Source organism: Streptomyces sp. NBC_01635, assembly GCF_045209715.1.
GTDB classification, from domain to species: Bacteria; Actinomycetota; Actinomycetes; order Streptomycetales; family Streptomycetaceae; genus Streptomyces; species Streptomyces hirsutus.
Genome location: NZ_CP109277.1, coordinates 1,104,827 through 1,121,058 on the forward strand (window position 1 = coordinate 1,104,827; position 16,232 = coordinate 1,121,058).

The 16,232-nt window shown below is 69.7% G+C and carries 14 protein-coding genes; 4 read left to right on the forward strand and 10 right to left on the reverse strand.

The features are described 5' to 3' along the window. The first annotated feature begins 213 nt into the window (after nt 1-213). On the forward strand, nt 214-1,458 hold the full coding sequence (locus OHB56_RS05430; RefSeq protein ID WP_406351923.1) for a DMT family transporter: 1,245 nt from the start codon (nt 214-216) through the stop codon (nt 1,456-1,458). Here OHB56_RS05430 and OHB56_RS05435 read toward each other — a convergent pair. After that, nucleotides 1,448-2,746, reverse strand: coding sequence for a transglycosylase family protein (locus tag OHB56_RS05435; protein WP_406351925.1), 1,299 nt, complete (start codon nt 2,744-2,746; stop codon nt 1,448-1,450). The genes OHB56_RS05430 and OHB56_RS05435 overlap by 11 nt on opposite strands. A gap of 383 nt (nt 2,747-3,129) precedes the next feature. Between OHB56_RS05435 and gndA the strand changes: the two genes are divergently transcribed. Then, entirely contained in the window at nt 3,130-4,569 is a 1,440-nt protein-coding gene (gndA, locus tag OHB56_RS05440) for an NADP-dependent phosphogluconate dehydrogenase (RefSeq protein ID WP_326756276.1), read from the forward strand. A 627-nt stretch (nt 4,570-5,196) separates the two neighbouring features. Here the strand turns inward: gndA and OHB56_RS05445 are convergent. From OHB56_RS05445 to panD, 3 genes are read right to left on the reverse strand one after another with little or no spacing between them, the layout of a single operon-like run. Continuing rightward, nucleotides 5,197-5,838, reverse strand: coding sequence for an aspartate/glutamate racemase family protein (locus OHB56_RS05445; RefSeq protein ID WP_406351928.1), 642 nt, complete (start codon nt 5,836-5,838; stop codon nt 5,197-5,199). A 17-nt stretch (nt 5,839-5,855) separates the two neighbouring features. After that, on the reverse strand, nt 5,856-6,203 hold the full coding sequence (locus tag OHB56_RS05450; RefSeq protein WP_326756274.1) for a GNAT family N-acetyltransferase: 348 nt from the start codon (nt 6,201-6,203) through the stop codon (nt 5,856-5,858). Nucleotides 6,204-6,247: 44 nt separating this feature from the next. Beyond that, a complete protein-coding gene (gene panD / locus OHB56_RS05455) occupies nt 6,248-6,667 on the reverse strand; it encodes an aspartate 1-decarboxylase (protein ID WP_406351930.1) in 420 nt (139 codons plus the stop codon). 910 nt (nt 6,668-7,577) lie between these two features. Between panD and OHB56_RS05460 the strand changes: the two genes are divergently transcribed. Next, the gene (locus tag OHB56_RS05460; RefSeq protein WP_406351932.1) at nt 7,578-7,769 is read left to right on the forward strand and encodes a hypothetical protein; all 192 of its coding nucleotides are present in this window, start codon (nt 7,578-7,580) and stop codon (nt 7,767-7,769) included. 149 nt (nt 7,770-7,918) lie between these two features. On the opposite strand, the gene OHB56_RS05465 is transcribed toward OHB56_RS05460, so the two are convergent. Further along, on the reverse strand, nt 7,919-9,151 hold the full coding sequence (locus OHB56_RS05465) for an IS701 family transposase (protein WP_406358933.1): 1,233 nt from the start codon (nt 9,149-9,151) through the stop codon (nt 7,919-7,921). A gap of 191 nt (nt 9,152-9,342) precedes the next feature. Further along, nucleotides 9,343-10,581 (reverse strand): IS701 family transposase, encoded by a 1,239-nt coding sequence (locus OHB56_RS05470; RefSeq protein WP_406351934.1) that lies wholly within the window; start codon nt 10,579-10,581, stop codon nt 9,343-9,345. Nucleotides 10,582-10,793: 212 nt separating this feature from the next. On the opposite strand from OHB56_RS05470, the gene OHB56_RS05475 reads away from it, so the two are divergent. After that, a complete protein-coding gene (locus tag OHB56_RS05475; RefSeq protein ID WP_406351938.1) occupies nt 10,794-11,201 on the forward strand; it encodes a type II toxin-antitoxin system PemK/MazF family toxin in 408 nt (135 codons plus the stop codon). Nucleotides 11,202-11,334: 133 nt separating this feature from the next. On the opposite strand, the gene OHB56_RS05480 is transcribed toward OHB56_RS05475, so the two are convergent. The 4 genes from OHB56_RS05480 to OHB56_RS05495 form a co-directional block, all read right to left on the reverse strand. Beyond that, the gene (locus OHB56_RS05480; RefSeq protein ID WP_406358935.1) at nt 11,335-12,609 is read right to left on the reverse strand and encodes an IS701 family transposase; all 1,275 of its coding nucleotides are present in this window, start codon (nt 12,607-12,609) and stop codon (nt 11,335-11,337) included. Nucleotides 12,610-12,929: 320 nt separating this feature from the next. Next, on the reverse strand, nt 12,930-13,757 hold the full coding sequence (locus OHB56_RS05485; RefSeq protein ID WP_406351940.1) for a helix-turn-helix transcriptional regulator: 828 nt from the start codon (nt 13,755-13,757) through the stop codon (nt 12,930-12,932). A 63-nt stretch (nt 13,758-13,820) separates the two neighbouring features. Continuing rightward, the gene (locus OHB56_RS05490; protein ID WP_326756838.1) at nt 13,821-14,987 is read right to left on the reverse strand and encodes an IS630 family transposase; all 1,167 of its coding nucleotides are present in this window, start codon (nt 14,985-14,987) and stop codon (nt 13,821-13,823) included. Between the two features lie 76 nt (nt 14,988-15,063). Further along, nucleotides 15,064-16,053 (reverse strand): S66 peptidase family protein, encoded by a 990-nt coding sequence (locus OHB56_RS05495; RefSeq protein ID WP_326756837.1) that lies wholly within the window; start codon nt 16,051-16,053, stop codon nt 15,064-15,066. Nucleotides 16,054-16,232 lie beyond the last annotated feature (179 nt).

Below are 16,232 nucleotides of genomic sequence, written 5' to 3' on the forward strand. Positions count from 1 at the left end.
GTCATCCCCTAGGGGAAGCCGTCAGGGTCCGGGGGCCCCGGGGTGCCCACCCAGGGGATGACGGGGGCGTCCTCGTACTCCATCGGCAGTAGGACTCATTGAGTGCTCAGGGACGACGACGGGAACACCGGAACACGGCATCGTGTTGTTCATGAAAGCCGACCGTTCGCCGCACCGGGGCCGGCGCCCCAGTCTCCCGCAGAGGAGCCGCCGATGAGCGCCCTCGCGTTGTCCGTGCTGCTGTCGTTCGTCTCCGCCGTGGCGTACGCGGGCGGAGCGATCGTGCAGGAGCAGGTCGCGGTGTCCTCCCCGGGCGAGCAGTACGCGCCGCTGCGCCGGCCGGTCTGGTGGGCGGCGGTCGCGCTGAACGGCCTCGGCGGTCTGCTGCACGTGGTGGCGCTCGCCTACGGCCCGCTGAGTCTGGTCCAGCCGCTGGGCGCGCTGACGATCGTGTTCGCGCTGCCGATGGCGGCGCTGTTCGTCGGCCGCAGGGCGGGGGCGACGGCGTGGCGCGGCGCCCTCATGGCGACCGTCGGACTCGCCGGTCTGCTGTCCCTGGTCGGCGCGTCCGACGCGCAGTCCCTCGGTACCGGCCAGCGGGTGGCGGCGGCGCTGGCCACGGCCGTCGCGGTCGCCGCCCTGACGGTCGCGGCCCGGACCGTGCAGCGGCACCCGGCGGTGCGCAGCATCCTGCTCGCCGTCGCCTCCGGTATCGCCTTCGGCATGTCGTCCGTCTTCACGAAGACCGTGGCGGTGGACTGGACCGACGGCATCTCGGCGGGGGACGTGCCGTCCCTCGCGGTGATCGGTGTGCTGGCCACGGCCGGCCTGCTGCTCTCCCAGGCCTCCTACCGGGGCGCCGGACTCGCGGCTCCGCTGGCCACGCTGACGGTGGTGAACCCGGTGGTGGCGGCAGCGGTCGGCATCACGATGTTCGGCGAGACCTTCCGCTACGGCACGACCGGCACGGCGCTCGCGCTGAGCTGTGGCGTGGTGGCGGCCGGCGGTCTGATCCTGCTGACGACGGAGCGGCTGGCGCGCGAGCAGCCGCAGCGGGCGGAGGGCGTCGGTGCGGGCTCCCCGGACTTCCCGGTGACGCCGGTCGGTTCGGTGGTCACCCCGGTCACCCCGGCCGGAGCGGTGCCTGTCCGACGATCCGTGGAGGCAGTGGGGGTGGCGAGGGCCGGGAGCGCCCTGGAGTCTGCGGGATCCGCGGGGGCCGGCGCCGATGCGCTGTCCGATTCGGTCGAGCGACTGCTGCGCTCCGAGCTCGCCCGGGAGGACGTACGCGTGCGGGTGCCTGCCCCGGCATCCGCGGCCGGCTCGGCCCCGGATGCCGGGGCCGAGGGCGAGGCCGCGGAGCCGTCGCTGCCCGTGTTGGCGTACGCGCCCTTCTACGGCGGCCTGTACGTCCCGGTGCAGGTACCGGACCGGCACCGCATGCACGTCACATCCTGACGCCGCCCGCCCTCAGGTAGGCGACCGGGTCGACGTCCGATCCGAAACCGGGCCCCGTCCGCACCTCGAAGTGCAGATGCGGGCCCGAGCTGTTGCCCGTCGAACCGGACCGGCCGATGCGCTGGCCCGCGGTGACCGACTGGCCGCTCCTCACCGAGATCGCCGACAGGTGGGCGTACTGGCTGTAGCGGCCGTCGGCGTGCCGGACCACCACCTGGTAGCCGAACGAGCCCTCCCAGCCGGCGCTGACGACGGCGCCCGGCGCGATCGACTTCACGGACGTGCCGGTGGGCACGGGGAAGTCGACACCGGTGTGGTAGCCCTTCGACCAGGAGGAACCGGCCTTGTGGTACGGGGTACCCAGGGGGGCGGCGACCGGGGCCACGCGCGTGCCGCTCTTCTGGGTGGCGCGGTCCGCCCGTTCCTCGGTGCGCTGCGAGGGGGCTTTCTTTTCCGGCGCCTTCTTCTCGGGCGCCTTCTTCTCGGGCTTCTTGTTCTCGGGCTTCTTGTTCTTGTTGTTCTTGGAGGCCGTGTCCGCGGGCTTCGGGGCGGGGCGGGCCTGGGTGGCCTTCCCACCGGGCAGGGTGAGCCGCTGGCCGGGCAGGATCAGGTCGGGGTCGGTGCCGACGGTCGCGCTGTTCGCGTCGTACAGACCGCGCCAGCCGCCCCGTACCCGCTCCTCCTCCGCGATACCGGAGAGGGTGTCGCCGTGGAGCACGGTGTACATCTCGGTGCGGCCCGCGCGGGACTGGGGTGTCTTCTGCGGCTCGACGTCCTCGACGGTGGTGGCGCGGGTGCCGCTCCTGCCACCGGCCTTCACGGCCGGCTTGGCGTCCTTCTTCGTTCCGGTCCGGGCCTCGCTCTTGGCCTCCGAGCGGCCGGCGGCCGGGCGGATGTCGGGAGTGTCGCCGCCCCGGGTCAGTCCGGCCCGCTGCGAGCACGCCGGCCAGGCGCCGGGTCCCTGGCCGTCCAGGACCTTCTCGGCGATGGCGATCTGCTGGTCCTTGGTGGCCAGGTCCGCGCGCGGCGCGTACCGGGTGCCGCCGAAGGCCTCCCAGGTGGACTGGGTGAACTGAAGTCCGCCGTAGTAGCCGTTGCCCGTGTTGATGTCCCAGTTGTCGCTGGACTCGCAGGCGGCGACCTTGTCCCAGGTGTCCACGTCCGCCGCCTCGGCGACGCCGGTGCCCAGAAGGGGAAGCGCCATTCCGGCACCACCCGCGGTGACGGTGAGTGAGGCGCGGTTGATCCTGTTCGGCTGATACCGGCGGTGCCGGCCGCGCACGGCCATGGAGTCCCCCTCGACAATGCGTCAGAAGTGGCCAAAGTAAGCGTTGCGAACCGGCCGTGACAAGACGGCTATCAGCCGTGCGGATGCGCCAACTGGCCAGTAATTTTCGCCCGTTGCGCCCCGCTTGGCGCCGTCGCGCGGCATGCGCTCCCCTGGGCGCTTCGCGCACGCGGGGCGCGTACGCGTGCGCCGGACGGCCCGGATGAGTACGGAGGGGGTCCCCGCCCGTATGTCGCTGCGGGGTGTCGCACGACCCGCGCGTGCGGACGCGGTTGCGGCACGTCAGGATGGTCGTGATGGTCGTCGGCAGGGCCGGCGGGCAGCAACCGGCAGTACCGACAACCCCGGCAGTACCGATACCAAGGTCACTAGGAGCCAACCCAATGAGCAGTTCAGCGCAGATCGGCGTCACGGGTCTCGCGGTCATGGGCCGCAACCTCGCGCGCAACTTCGCCCGCAACGGCTACACGGTCGCGGTGCACAACCGGACGGCGGCGCGCACGCATGCGCTGGTGGAGGAGTTCGGGCACGAGGGCAGCTTCGTGGCGGCCGAGACGGCGAAGGAGTTCGTGGCGGCGCTCGAGCGTCCGCGGCGGCTGGTCATCATGGTGAAGGCCGGTGAGCCGACGGACGCGGTGATCGAGGAGTTCGCGCCGCTGCTGGAGCCCGGCGACATGATCATCGACGGTGGCAACGCCCACTTCGCCGACACCCGGCGCCGCGAGCGCGCGCTGCGGGAGCAGGGCATCCACTTCGTCGGCACCGGCGTCTCCGGTGGCGAGGAGGGCGCGCTCAACGGACCGAGCATCATGCCGGGTGGCTCGAAGGAGTCGTACGAGTCTCTGGGCCCGATGCTGGAGAAGATCTCGGCGAAGGCGGCCGACGGCGCACCCTGCGTGACCCACGTCGGCCCCGACGGCGCCGGGCACTTCGTGAAGATGGTGCACAACGGTATCGAGTACGCCGACATGCAGCTGATCGGTGAGGCGTACCAGTTGCTGCGCGACGTCGCCGGGTACGAGCCCGCGCAGATCGCGGACATCTTCCGCACCTGGAACACCGGCCGGCTGGACTCGTACCTGATCGAGATCACGGCCGAGGTGCTCTCGCACGTGGACGCGGCCACGGGCAAGCCGTTCGTCGACGTGGTGGTCGACCAGGCGGAGCAGAAGGGCACGGGGCGCTGGACCGTGCAGATCGCGCTCGACCTGGGTGTGCCGGTGTCGGGCATCGCGGAAGCGGTGTTCGCGCGTTCGCTGTCGGGGCACGCGGCACTGCGCGAGGCCTCGCGCGGTCTGGCGGGTCCGACGGCCGCGCCGCTCGGCGAGGCGGAGGCCGCGGCGTTCGCGGACCGGGTGGAGCAGGCGCTGTACGCGTCGAAGATCGTGTCGTACACGCAGGGCTTCCACGAGATCGCCGCGGGCAGTGACGAGTACGGCTGGGACATCGACCTCGGCGCGGTCTCCGCGATCTGGCGCGGCGGGTGCATCATCCGCGCGGCCTTCCTGGACCGTATCCGCGCCGCGTACGACGCCCGTGCCGACCTGCCGAGCCTGCTGTCGGACGAGACGTTCGCGCGGGAGATCGCCGACGCGCAGGACGACTGGCGCGAGGTGCTGATCGCCGCGACCCGCCAGGGCGTGCCGACCCCCGGTTTCGCCGCGGCCCTCGCCTACTACGACGCCCTGCGCGCGGAGCGCCTGCCGGCCGCCCTCACCCAGGGGCAGCGGGACTACTTCGGCGCGCACACCTACCGGCGCACGGACCGCGACGGGTCGTTCCACACGCTGTGGGGGGACGACCGCAGCGAGGTCTCGGCGTAGACGCGTAGACGCGTAGACGGAGAAAGCGTGAGGGGTGCCCGCCGGTCCTGACCGGCGGGCACCCCTCACGGCACGGCACTGGGCGGTGGACGACTTCACGGTCGTCCACCGCCCAGTGCTGTCGGCCCGAGTGCACTACTTCCCGGGCCGCCCGGTTCGGCCGCCGGGTCAGGTGAGCGGCGGGCCGGGTTCCGGGTTCGGGACCGGTTCGGGGCCCGGGGGAATCGGCGAGGGGGACGGTCCGGGCGGCCCCGGCGTGGGCGGCGGACCGGGAACGGGCGGCCCCGGGGCCGGCGGACCCGGCGTCGGCGGGGGCGTCGGTGCCGGACCCGGGGGCGAGACCGGGTCGGGGTGGGGCGGGGGAGGCTGAGGATCCGGGCCCGGAGCGGGTCCCGGGGGTACGGGGTCCGGGTGTACGGGGTCCGGGGGAGGTCCCGGGGGAACCGGGTCCGGTGCGGGCCCGGGTGGGACGGGGTCCGGATGTGGTTGCGTCATGGCGGTGCCCTCCGGCCAGTCGGTCGACGTCGGCTCTGGACTACTCCCCCGCCTACCCGACGACCGCGTCCCCCAGTCGCCCACGGTCACTCCCCCGCGTGACGACCGTGCCTCCCCAAGGCCCAGGTGGCGCTACCGGCCGCCCCGTACCGCCGCCGCGCCTGCCGCGAGCCCTGCCCGAGGGCTGGACAGCACCGGGACGGCGGTGGTCGTGAGGTGCTCCGCCGGGGCCATCGACGCCTGGGCGAGCACGATCACGTCGGCACCGGTGACGGCGTCGGCCGCGTCGGCGACCTGACGTGCGTAGGCCGCCGGGTCGCCCGCCTCGAAGCGGGCCCAGGCTCCCTCGGCCAGCAGAGTGCGCACCTCGACGGGGCGGCCGGCGCGGCGCGCCTCCTCCTCGACCAGGGCCGACGTCGGGCCGAGGGTGCTCGCCAGAGCGGCCAGGACGACCACGCGCGGCCCGGCGGCCACGGCCGCGCCCGCCATCGGCCGGTCGACCCGCAGCACCGGCACACCGATCCGGTCGGCCGACGCCTCCGCGACCGAGCCGATGGTCGAGCACGTGCACAGCACGGCCCGAGCACCATCGGCGACGGCCTCCCGCAGCCTCGCCCGTACGTCGTGGGCCACGGCCTCGGGGCCCGCCGCGCGGGCCCGGTCCAGCAGTTCCTCGTCGACGAGGTGCCGCAGCTTCAGCCGCGGATGGGCGTCGTCGCGCAGGGCGTCGAAGACGGGGACGTGGACGGGCGAGGTGTGCAGGAGGGCGAGCACGGGGGCGTCCGGCGACGTCAGAAGCGCCCGGGGTGCGCCGCCAGCCACTCCTTCGCCGCCCGGATCAGCTCCGGGGAGGCGGCCGGGGCCTGGTCGGGGTGGCGTTCGGCCCACTTGACGACGTACGGGCAGAGCGGGGCGACCACGACGCCTTCGCGTGCGGCGAGGGTGTACAGCTCTCGAGCCAGGGAGCCCGCGATGCCCTTGCCCTCGTGGGCGGGCTCGACGACGGTGTGCACCGGCACGATCGCGCGCTCGGGGGATTCGAGGACGAAGTACTCGATCCGGCCGACGACCTCGCCGTCGCCCGCCACCGCTTCCAGCCGGCCCGCCGCCCGGTCGTCGCGGATCTCGATGTCGCTCATGGACGCATCACGCTCCTGCCTCTGACTGCCGCCGTCCGCGCCGGTCAGGCCTTGACCGCCTGCGGGCTGCGCTGCTGGTCCGACCCCGGCACCGGCTCGGACGCGTCGGCACCCAGGGCGACGATGCGGTTGTCACCGTCCACATGCACCACCCGGGGCTCCAGCGCCCGCGCCTCGGCGTCGGTCACCTGAGCGTAACTGATGATGATCACCAGGTCCCCGGGGTGGACGAGATGCGCCGCGGCCCCGTTGATCCCGACGACACCCGAGCCCCGCTCCCCCTCGATGACGTACGTCTCCAGCCGGGCCCCGTTGGTGATGTCCACGATGTGCACGAGCTCACCGGGCAGCAGATCGGCGGCGTCGAGCAGATCGGCGTCGATCGTCACGGATCCCACGTAGTGCAGGTCGGCCTGGGTGACGGTGGCACGATGGATCTTGGACTTGATCAAAGTTCGCAGCACTTTGGACTCCTAGAAGACGGCTCCCCGCCAGCTTTCTGCAGGTCAGAGGCGTCCTTCACTGTACATCGGCATGTCTTCGGCTCGAAGACTTTCCAGAACATCGTGCGTCGTGGCGAGCAGTCTTCTCACCTGCGCGATCTGCGCGAAGCAGGCTGCCGCGAAGCCGCCACCCGAGAGCATGTACGGAAGACTTCCTCGGTCCAATGCTGATTGGATGCTGACTTACCTGATTAGCCATCAGGTAAGTTGAGAGGTCCAGAGCAAGTTGCGAACTGGGGTCAGCGGCGGTGAGGTAGAGGACCAGGGCCGAGTGCCTGAGTTACTCACTTCGATTGCGATGGCTGCGTCAGGGCACCGATTGTTCTGTGCGATGGCGGTGAAGATCGGACGCCCTCTGCTTACGGCTGCGGACTTGGTTGGTCGGGACGGCCGTCCGCATCGCCGTCGGTGTCAGAGGGAGGCGCAGGTGGTCGGTGCCCCTCGTGACCGTTGGCGAATCACCGCCGCATAGCGGTGATGAGGGCTGCGGCACCGGATGCGGCACTGCCCAGCGCCGCGATCAAATCGATCATCTCTTTCTCCGACACAGTACGGGCTCCTTGAAACAGGCCGGCGGTGACCGGCGGCTATTCGGCTCCGCCCATTGCAGCGATCTGTACCGCTACCCACCCGAGGAATGGTCCCGGGGTTCTATCGTGGCGGGATGCCACGGTCAGTCAGCCCAGCGGATGCGCGTCTCATGGGGGAGTCGGGGGCGACTCAGGAGCAGTTGGAGACGTGGCGAAGAGTGGGGTTGCTGCCGCGCAATTCGCGCGAGTGGCGGGGAAGGAAGGGATCTGCGTCCTCGGCACCCCAGGAGGCGTGTGTGGTGGCGACAGCCCTGCGTCGAGCGTGCCGCAGAGGACGGCCGTTGCGTGACGCCGCGGTCGAGCTGATCACGATGCGTCCAGAGGTTCCGTTGCCGGAAAGGGGAGTCCGGTGGGCACTGAGCGAGTTCGTCAAGCACCGCGATGACGGTGTGATCCGCAGAATCGAGGAGGCTGCGCGGGCCGCCACCACTAAGGAAAACGCCCTAATACTCCAGCAGTACTTCGCGTCTTGACCTGCGCGGTTGTCGAGCGGTGGGAGTGTAGCGGGCACCGCCCGGTCAGGGGCGGTTTCTGACCGGGCCCCCCTCGAAGGAGTGTCCCCGACGGCGATAGTGGCAGTGGCGGGCAACGGCTTGGCGTCGTCGACGCCAGTGCGACCAGTTCAGCGCGTGGGTGTGGGCACGGGGGTGGCGGGGAGCGCGAGCTGCCAGGAGCCGCCGCACTTCCGCCACGGTGAGCTCGATGACCTCGGCTTCCTCACCGGTGCAGCCCCCTTTTCGCGGGCCTGCGCGGTCATGGCTGCGAGGAAGGCGTGCGCGAGCATGGCGAGGGTGATGTGCCGGTACCAGCCGACGTAGCGGCGGACTTCGTACTGGTCTAGGCCGCACTCGTTTTTTGCCGCCTGGAAGCACTCCTCGATCGCCCACCTGGTGCCGGCGACCCGCACCAGGTCGTCCACCCCCGCGTCCAGAGGTGCGTAAGCGAGGTAGTAGGCGATCTCGTCCGGCTTGCTCACGCTGCGCCGTGCCAGCGCCCACCGTCGACACACCAACTCCCTTATCTGGTAGTCGAATTCGGCGACTGTGGGCAGCTGGATCGCGGCCCAGTCGTACATCCGCTGACCCTTGGCGCCCTGTCCGCACGAGCGGCGCTCCCACGCTTCCTCCGGGGCCTGGGCGAAGAGGTGATCGATGCGCGGGCATCCCACGGTGAACTGGGACTTCGGCACAGCCACGACGTAGCCGACACCGGCGTTCTCCAGCATGCGGCGGAAACGGCATTCCTGGCCGTAGGCGGAGTCCGCGGTGACCCAGGCGATCGGCAACGGCGAGGCCAGTGCGCGCAGCACGATCGCCTTGGCGAGGGCGCCCTTGGTCGCGAACTCCCGCTCGTCGGGGATCTTCGCGGCGTGGCAGCGGTCACGATCGGTGGTCCAGGACTTGGGCAGGTACAGCTCCCGGTCCACCAACGCGCGGCCGGTGGAGCTGGCGTAGGCGGCGAAGACGCCGATCTGGCAGTTCTCGGTGCGGCCGGCGGTGCCGGAGTACTGGCGTTGTACGCCGGCCGAGGTGGTGCCCTTTTTGATGAACCCGGTGTCGTCCACGATCAGTACCCCGTCGGGGTGGCCGATGCTCTTGGCGACGAAAGCCTGCAGGTCGTCGCGGATGTCGTCAGGGTTCCAGCGGGCGCGGGAGAGCAGGTGCTGCAGGCCGTCGGGGGTGGCGTGGCCAGCGTGCTCGGCCAACTGCCAGCTGTTTTTTCGGGCCACCGGCGCCAGCAGTCCGTGTACGTAGGCTCGCATGCGGCGGCGGGGTTCGACGCGGCCGAAGCGGTGTCCGATGTCGTTGAAGAGGTCGTCCAGGTCGTGGTCCCAGGTCTCGGCTGCCTGTTCAATTGCGATCACGACGGGAGGCTTCCCGGCCTCGAGACACCGCTTGCCGTCGGGGACACTCCTTCGAGGGGGGCCCGGTCAGAAACCGCCCCTGACCGGGCGGTGCCCGCTACACTCCCACCGCTCGACAACCGCGCAGGTCAAGACGCGAAGTACTGCTGGAGTACTAATACTCCAGCCGTAGATCGTGATCTTCACGTCTGATTCGCGGCTTGTCGGCTGTAATGGCTGGCTTGGGCTCGGGCCTGATGGCGACGTCGCCAGACGGACCAGCGGAGCCGGTGGGTCGCATCGCGCATGGGCCGGACTACGAGCGTCGTGAACAGGCGCTGAATCTCGTTGCAGGTGAGCGGGATCAGCCCGTCCGGGGCGGGACGGCGGGCGTGTTCGTCGGCGCGGACGACGGCGAGGAAGGCGTGAGCGAGCATGGCGAGGGTTACCCAGCGAGACCACGAGGTGAAACGGCGGACCTGGTGCTCGTCCAGTCCGGCCAGGCCCTTTCCGGACTGGAAGGTCTCTTCCACCCGCCATCTTGACCCGGCGACCCGCACCAGCGTGGCCAGGGGCACCGGAGCCGGCGACCAGCAGCGGTAGTAGGCGAGTTCACCGGTGGTGCGGTTGCGGCGGATCAGCAGCTGGTGGCTGCCGGTGCGGGGTTCGGCCAGGTCGATGACGGCCCAGTCGTAATAGCGGTGCCCTTTGGCGCCGGCCCCTGCCGACAGCTTCTGCCAGGCCCGCTTGGGCACCTTCGCGGCCAGCGCATCCGCGCGGAACCTCCCGGCATCGGTGGTGACTTCGTGGGAACAGGCGACGGCGAGCACGTAACCGACCCCGCACTCTTCCAGCGCGGCCCGCAGCTTCGGGTTGCCGCCGTAGACCTCGTCACCCGCGACCCAGCCGACGCGGTGCCCGGCGTTAAGGAACCGGCCGATCATGCGGGTGGCGAGCTCCGGCTTGGTCGCGAAGACGGCGTCCTCACCCAGGCCCGCTGCCCGGCAGCGGTCCGGGTCGCACGTCCACGAGCGCGGGATGTACAGCTCACGGTCCACCGCCGCGTGTCCACGGTTGCTTGCGTAGACGAGGTAGACGGCGACCTGGGCATTTTCGATCCTCCCCGCGGTGCCGGTGTACTGGCGCTGGACACCGACGGTGTGCGTGCCCTTCTTGACGTCTCCGGTCTCGTCGACCACCAGCACCACATCTTCGCCGTGCAGATGTTCCAGCACGTACTCCCGCACGTCATCGCGCACCGTGTCGGCATCCCACTTGGCCCGACCGAGCAGGTGCTGCATGCCGTCCGGACTGGCTTGCCCGGCCCACTCGGCGATGCTCCAGCAGTTCTTGCGCGGCAGGTCCGACAGCAGCCCCAGCACCAGTTCCCGTACCCGACGCCGGGGTTCAACCCGCGCGAACCGGCCCGCTATCCGAGACATCAGGCCCTCGAACCCCTCCTGCCAGCGCGCAGGGTCTACGCTGTGCCCCGCGGCCACCGTATGATCGTTTGTCTTCACACACCGATGATCACCGGTGGCCGCGCCCGTCTTCACCACCCCTCGGTCACGACGTGCGAAGACGGGGCCGCATCTCTTCCGCGTCCCGCTCGGGGCGCGCAGCGTTCGCCCGCCGGCTGATGCCAGGAGGACACATGCAACGCGGTGAAGTCTGGTGGGTCGACTTCGACGAGCGACGCCCGGTCGTGCTGCTATCGGACGAGGAGTCATCCGGGTTCCAGGCGATGCAGGTCGTCGCTCCAGCGGGCGTCGACATCAGCGGCCTCGGCGTTGAAGTGGCCGTAGGCATCCTGGAAGGACTGCCCTTCGAAGGCGTGCTGCGGTTCGCGTTCCCGCGTCCAGGCTTTACTCCTTGCACATGGCTGACCACCGTGGCCCGGGACGGCCTGATCGAGCGGGCAGGCGTGTTGTCCTCCGCGAAGCTCAGCGAGGTTGGAGAGGCCCTCCATGCCGCTGGACAGAGGAGGGAGTGGACCCCGATGACGGCTGCCAGACTCCACGAGATCAAAGATGCCCGCCGTTTCGGAGGACTCGACGAGTAGCGGATGCCTCTACAGCCCACCCCGATCTCGACGATGACCGACGACGGCCCCCTCTCCGCCCCGCTCCAGCAACAAGATCACGATCTACGGCTGGAGTATTAGTACTCCAGCCGGACTTCTGTATTTACCCTGGTCAACGGCCTGGCAGCGGGGAGTGTAGCGGGTGCGCTGTGGTCGTGGGACGGTCTTGCCGGGGCCGTCCCACCAACGGGTGCCCGCGCCGCATGTAATGACAGCGTCGGGCTCGTGCTTGGTGGCGGCGTCTCCAGCGGGACCAGTTCACCGCGTGGTCGCGGCCTGCAGGATAGCGGCGGGGTTCAGTTGCCAGCAGACGGCGGATTTCAGCCGGTGTGAGGTCCACGAGGTCGGGCGTGTCGGCCGTGTCACCCTTTTCGCGTTCCTGGGCGGCCATCGCCGCGAGGAACGCGTGGGCGAGCATGGCGAGCGTGATGTGCCGGTACCAGCCCACGTAGCGGCGGACCTCGTACTGGTCCAGGCCGCACTCGTTCTTCGCGCTCTGGAAACACTCCTCTATCTTCCAGCGGCAACCGGCGACGCGGACCAGGTCGGCGGCGGTGGCCTCGAGCGGGGCGCAGGCGAGGTAGTAGGCGATCTCGTCGGGTTTGCTGATGCTGCGGCGGGCCAGCATCCATCGCTGCCGGGTCGGCTCGCCGCCGTCGGGCTCGGCCACGGCGGGCAGACGGGCGGCGGCCCAGTCGTAGGAGCGCTCGCCCTTGGCTCCCTGCCCCGCCGACAGACGCTGCCACGCCTCGAGCGGGGCCTGCTCGATGAGATGGTCGATGCGCGGGCCGTTCACCTGCTGGGACTTGGGCACGGCCACGACGTAGAAGAGGCCGCGGTCTTCCAGGAAACGACGGAAGTGGGAGTCCTGGCCGTAGGCGGAATCGGCGGTGACCCAGGTGAAAGGGAGCGGAGAGGCCAGGGCGCGCTCGATCATGTCGCGGGCGAGGTCGCCCTTGGTGGCGAAGGTGCGGTCGTCGGGGACGCGGGCCGCTCGGCAGCGCTCGCGGTCACCGGTCCAGGACTTGGGCAGGTAGAGCTCGCGGTCGACCAGGGCGTGGCCGCGGGTGGTGGCATAGGCGGCAAACACCCCGATCTGGCAGTTTTCGGTGCGGCCGGCTGTGCCGGAATATTGGCGCTGCACTCCGGCAGAGGTGGTGCCCTTCTTCACGAATCCGGTGTCGTCGACAATCAACACACCGCCTGGCATGCCGAGTTGTTCGGCGACGTAGGTTTGCAGGTCGTCGCGCAGGCCGTCGGCGTCCCACCGGCTGTGGGAGAGCAGGTGCTGCAGGCCGTGTGGGGTGGCGTGGCCGGCGTACTCGGCGAGCTGCCAGCTGTTCTTGCGGCCGACCGGGCCGAGCAGCCCGCGGACGTAGTCCCGCATCCGCCGGCGTGGTTCCACACGGGAGAAGCGTCCACCGATCCGCAGGAAGAGTTCTTCGAGTTCCAGGTCCCAGGCGTTCGTCGGTACGTCGTGGATCACGACAACGGACTGCTCGTCGCGCTGTCATTACATGCGGCGCGGGCACACGTTGGTGGGACGGCCCCGGCAAGACCGTCCCACGACCACAGCGCACCCGCTACACTCCCCGCTGCCAGGCCGTTGACCAGGGTAAATACAGAAGTCCGGCTGGAGTATTAGGCTACGGTTCCACCTGCGCGGCCCAACCTCGGCGGACGCGATGGCATCCGTAGTGGCGGCGGTCAAAGGCCCTTCAGTGCAGCGGCGCTGGGGCTGCCGGCTTCTGCCGTGTACATCACCAAGGAGAAGTCTGAGCCGGGCAGGCTGAGGATGTGGCGGTCGATTTCTAGCTCGCCCACTGTGGGGTGATGCAGGTTTTTTCGCACGCTGGGCGTGGGGCGCACAGTGTGATTACGCCAGCTGCTCGCGAAATCTGGATCGTGGGCTGCGAACTCGTTGATTAGCTCTGCGAGCACGTTATCTGTGGGGTGTCGAACGCTGGCTGCGCGCAATTGAGCGGCTGCCTGCTGGGAGAAATCGGACTCCGAACCGGGTGCGCCGGTGCAGAGGGTGGCACGGAATCTCGTCGACATATGCGTGACGTTGCGCTCGTCAGGTGTGAGACGGGAGAAGTCTGTAATCAGAGCTGCGGCTGCTGCGTTCCAGGCGACGATGTCTTGCCGGTCGTTGACGATGTAAGCAGGGATGCCGTCAAGTCTGCCGAGTAGCTGCTGGGCATCCTCGGGTACGTGCTCCGGCGCGCCGCCGTTCTCTGATGGCAGCACTTGTCCGGCCAGGCGGGCCAGATGGTCACGCTCTGCTTCAGTGAGGTGGAGAGCCCTCGCCAGCGCAGCCAACACCTGCGGTGAGGGCCGGGGTGCCCGTGCCTGTTCCAGCCGTTCGTAGTAGCTCACCGAAACCTGTGCCAGGGCGGCTACCTCTTCGCGGCGCAGTCCAGGTGTGCGGCGGGCGCGCCGGCCTGGTGGAAGCGTCGCTTCGGCCGACACATCTTCCGGTCGCAGCTCCTCGCGGCGCCGGCGGAGAAAGGCTGCAAGTCCCTGGCTGCTCACTCTTTCATCCTGTCACAGGAGGGACAACTAAGTGGTCTGCGTCGCAAGTCCTTCGGGGGTTGATCAGGCTGCCAGGGCGACGGAGGATTCTTCGTGTCGGTCGGCGGTGTGCCGGTCGAGCCTGGCCAGCAGATCGTCCAGGTCGGAGGTGGTGAACTTCCACTGGAACGGCTGTGCCGTGGCGTTGTAGCGGTCTTCGAAGGATCGGAGCCGGTCTGCGACCTCGCTGAGGTCGGTGAAGTCGTTGGGCGTCACGACCTTGCGCTGCACGACGGAGAAGAAGATTTCCACCTGGTTCAGCCAGGAGGCGTGCACCGGGGTGTGGACCATGACCGCGTTCGGGAACGCGGCGGTCAGCCGGTCGACGGCCCTCTGCCCGCGGTGGGAGGAGCCGTTGTCCACGATCCAGAACACTCGCTTGGCGCTGGCGTAGGGTTCCTGGTTCATGACCTGGGTGACCAGGGCCATGAACGGGTCTATGCCGGTGGTGGGCTCGGTGCGGCCGAAGACCTGTGCGCGGTGGACGTCGTAGGCGGCCAGGTAGGCCACAGCTCCGCCACGGCCGTAGGTGTGGTTCACCCGCATCGAGCGGGCCTGGCCGGGGGCGAGGGTGGGGTGGCAGCGGCAGCGGGCCTGGATGGAGGTCTTCTCGTCTGCGCTGATCACGTACTCGTTGGCGCCGAGCGGTTCGCCTTCCCAGGTGCGGGCGTACAGGTCCAGCACGCGCTCGGCCTTGGGGCGGAAGTCGGGATCGGTGATGAAGATCCAGGACCGGTACTGCCAGGGCTTGAGCACGTCCTCGCGCAGCCAGCGGCGCACCGTGGACGCGGAGATGGTGTCGGTGATCCCGCGTGAGGTCAGCTCGGCGGCCAGCTCCGGGCAGGACCAGCGCGACAGCGGCACACCCGTCTCGGCTGGTAGCTGGCAGGCCAGCGCCTTGGTCCCGGCGATCTGCACGGGGGTGAAGCGGGCCGGGCGCCCTGAGCGTTTACGGTCGGCCAGGGCCGACAGGCCGCCGTGAGCGAACCGGCCGCGCCAAGCACGAACCGTATCCAGATGCAGGCCGGTCTCGTGTGCGATGCGCGCGTTGGAGCGTCCCCGTGCCGCGTGCAGGACGATCTGCGCACGGCACCGTAGCCGGTGCTGGGTCTTGTGGCCATAGGCCATCTTCTTCAGTCGCTCGCGCTCGGCGGCGGTCAGGACGATCGGGCAAGCCAGCGCAACGGGCATGACAGGCAGGCCGATCTGGAGAAGCGGAACACAACGGGTCGCAGCCCTCCGGGCCTGCGCCAATATCCAACAGGACTCAGCCTTCCGCGACCGCTGGCTCGATCAGGGACAGCGTCCGGTTGTCCGCGTCCACGTGTGCGCGGACGCCGATGGGCAACGGCAGGTTCGGCGAGGTGTGACCGAAGTCGACCTGTGCGAGAACCGGGATGTCACGTCGGCCCAGGACATCGAGTACCACGTCGCGTAGATCTGCGCGCTGTCCGCCACCCTCGTGAGGCGTGACCTCGGTCGGGATGCCGACCACCATGCCGGCGATCCGGTCCAGCACACCGGACAGCCGCAAGGTGTGCAGGTCGTTCCAGATCCGCGAGACCGGCCGCTGCAGCTCCTCCCAAAACAACACGGCGCCCTCGAACCGTTCGGCGGCCGGCGCGAACGGTGTCGCCTGCAGTAGGACCAGGCGGTTCAGCAAGCCGCCGAACAGTGGTCCCTGCGCGCTGCCCGGCCGCCAGGTCTCCCAAGCCTCCTTCGCCGGCAGCGCGCCCGGCGCCTCTGCCTTGGTGAGCACCCGGGTGTAGAGGTCGACGAGCTCGGAGCGATGGGCCTCGTCGCCCAGCGTGTACCAATCGCTGCCGAAACCGTGGGTGACGATGTCGGCGTGGAAGCCGACGAGGCCGGTTTGGGCGTACAACGCCATGTGCAGCAGCGAGATATCGCTGTAGCCGATGATCGGTTTCGGGTCGGCCCGGATCGCGTCCAGATCGATCAGATCGAGATAGCCGATGGTCGTCTGTCCACCGGTATGCGCGATGATGGCCCGCACCTCCGGGTCCCGGAGCAGAACATTGAGTTCGTCGGCCTGCTCCGCAGGAGTGCCCGACGCCCACCAGCGATTCTGCGCCGGGTTGACCATCGGGCTGACCCGCACGCGGAAACCCATCCGCTCGAGTATCGCCACACCGCGGGCAAGCAGTGGTTCCTCACCCGGCTCAAGCTGGCCCGAGGGCGCGGTAACGACCACGAGGTCGCCGGAACGTAGCGCGCGGGGCCGAAGGATCGCAGGCATGGGGCCTCCTTCTTGTTGATCAATAATGGCGACCAACAAGGCCCGTGCCGCCGATATTCCGCCTCACCGGCGTGATCACGCCCTGAAACCCCGGCTGGGCCCACCGGCCGCCTCCACGCGGACAACTCAGGAAGGCGGGTGCCGATGACGGGTTCATCGGCACCCCGAGGACTCCTTCG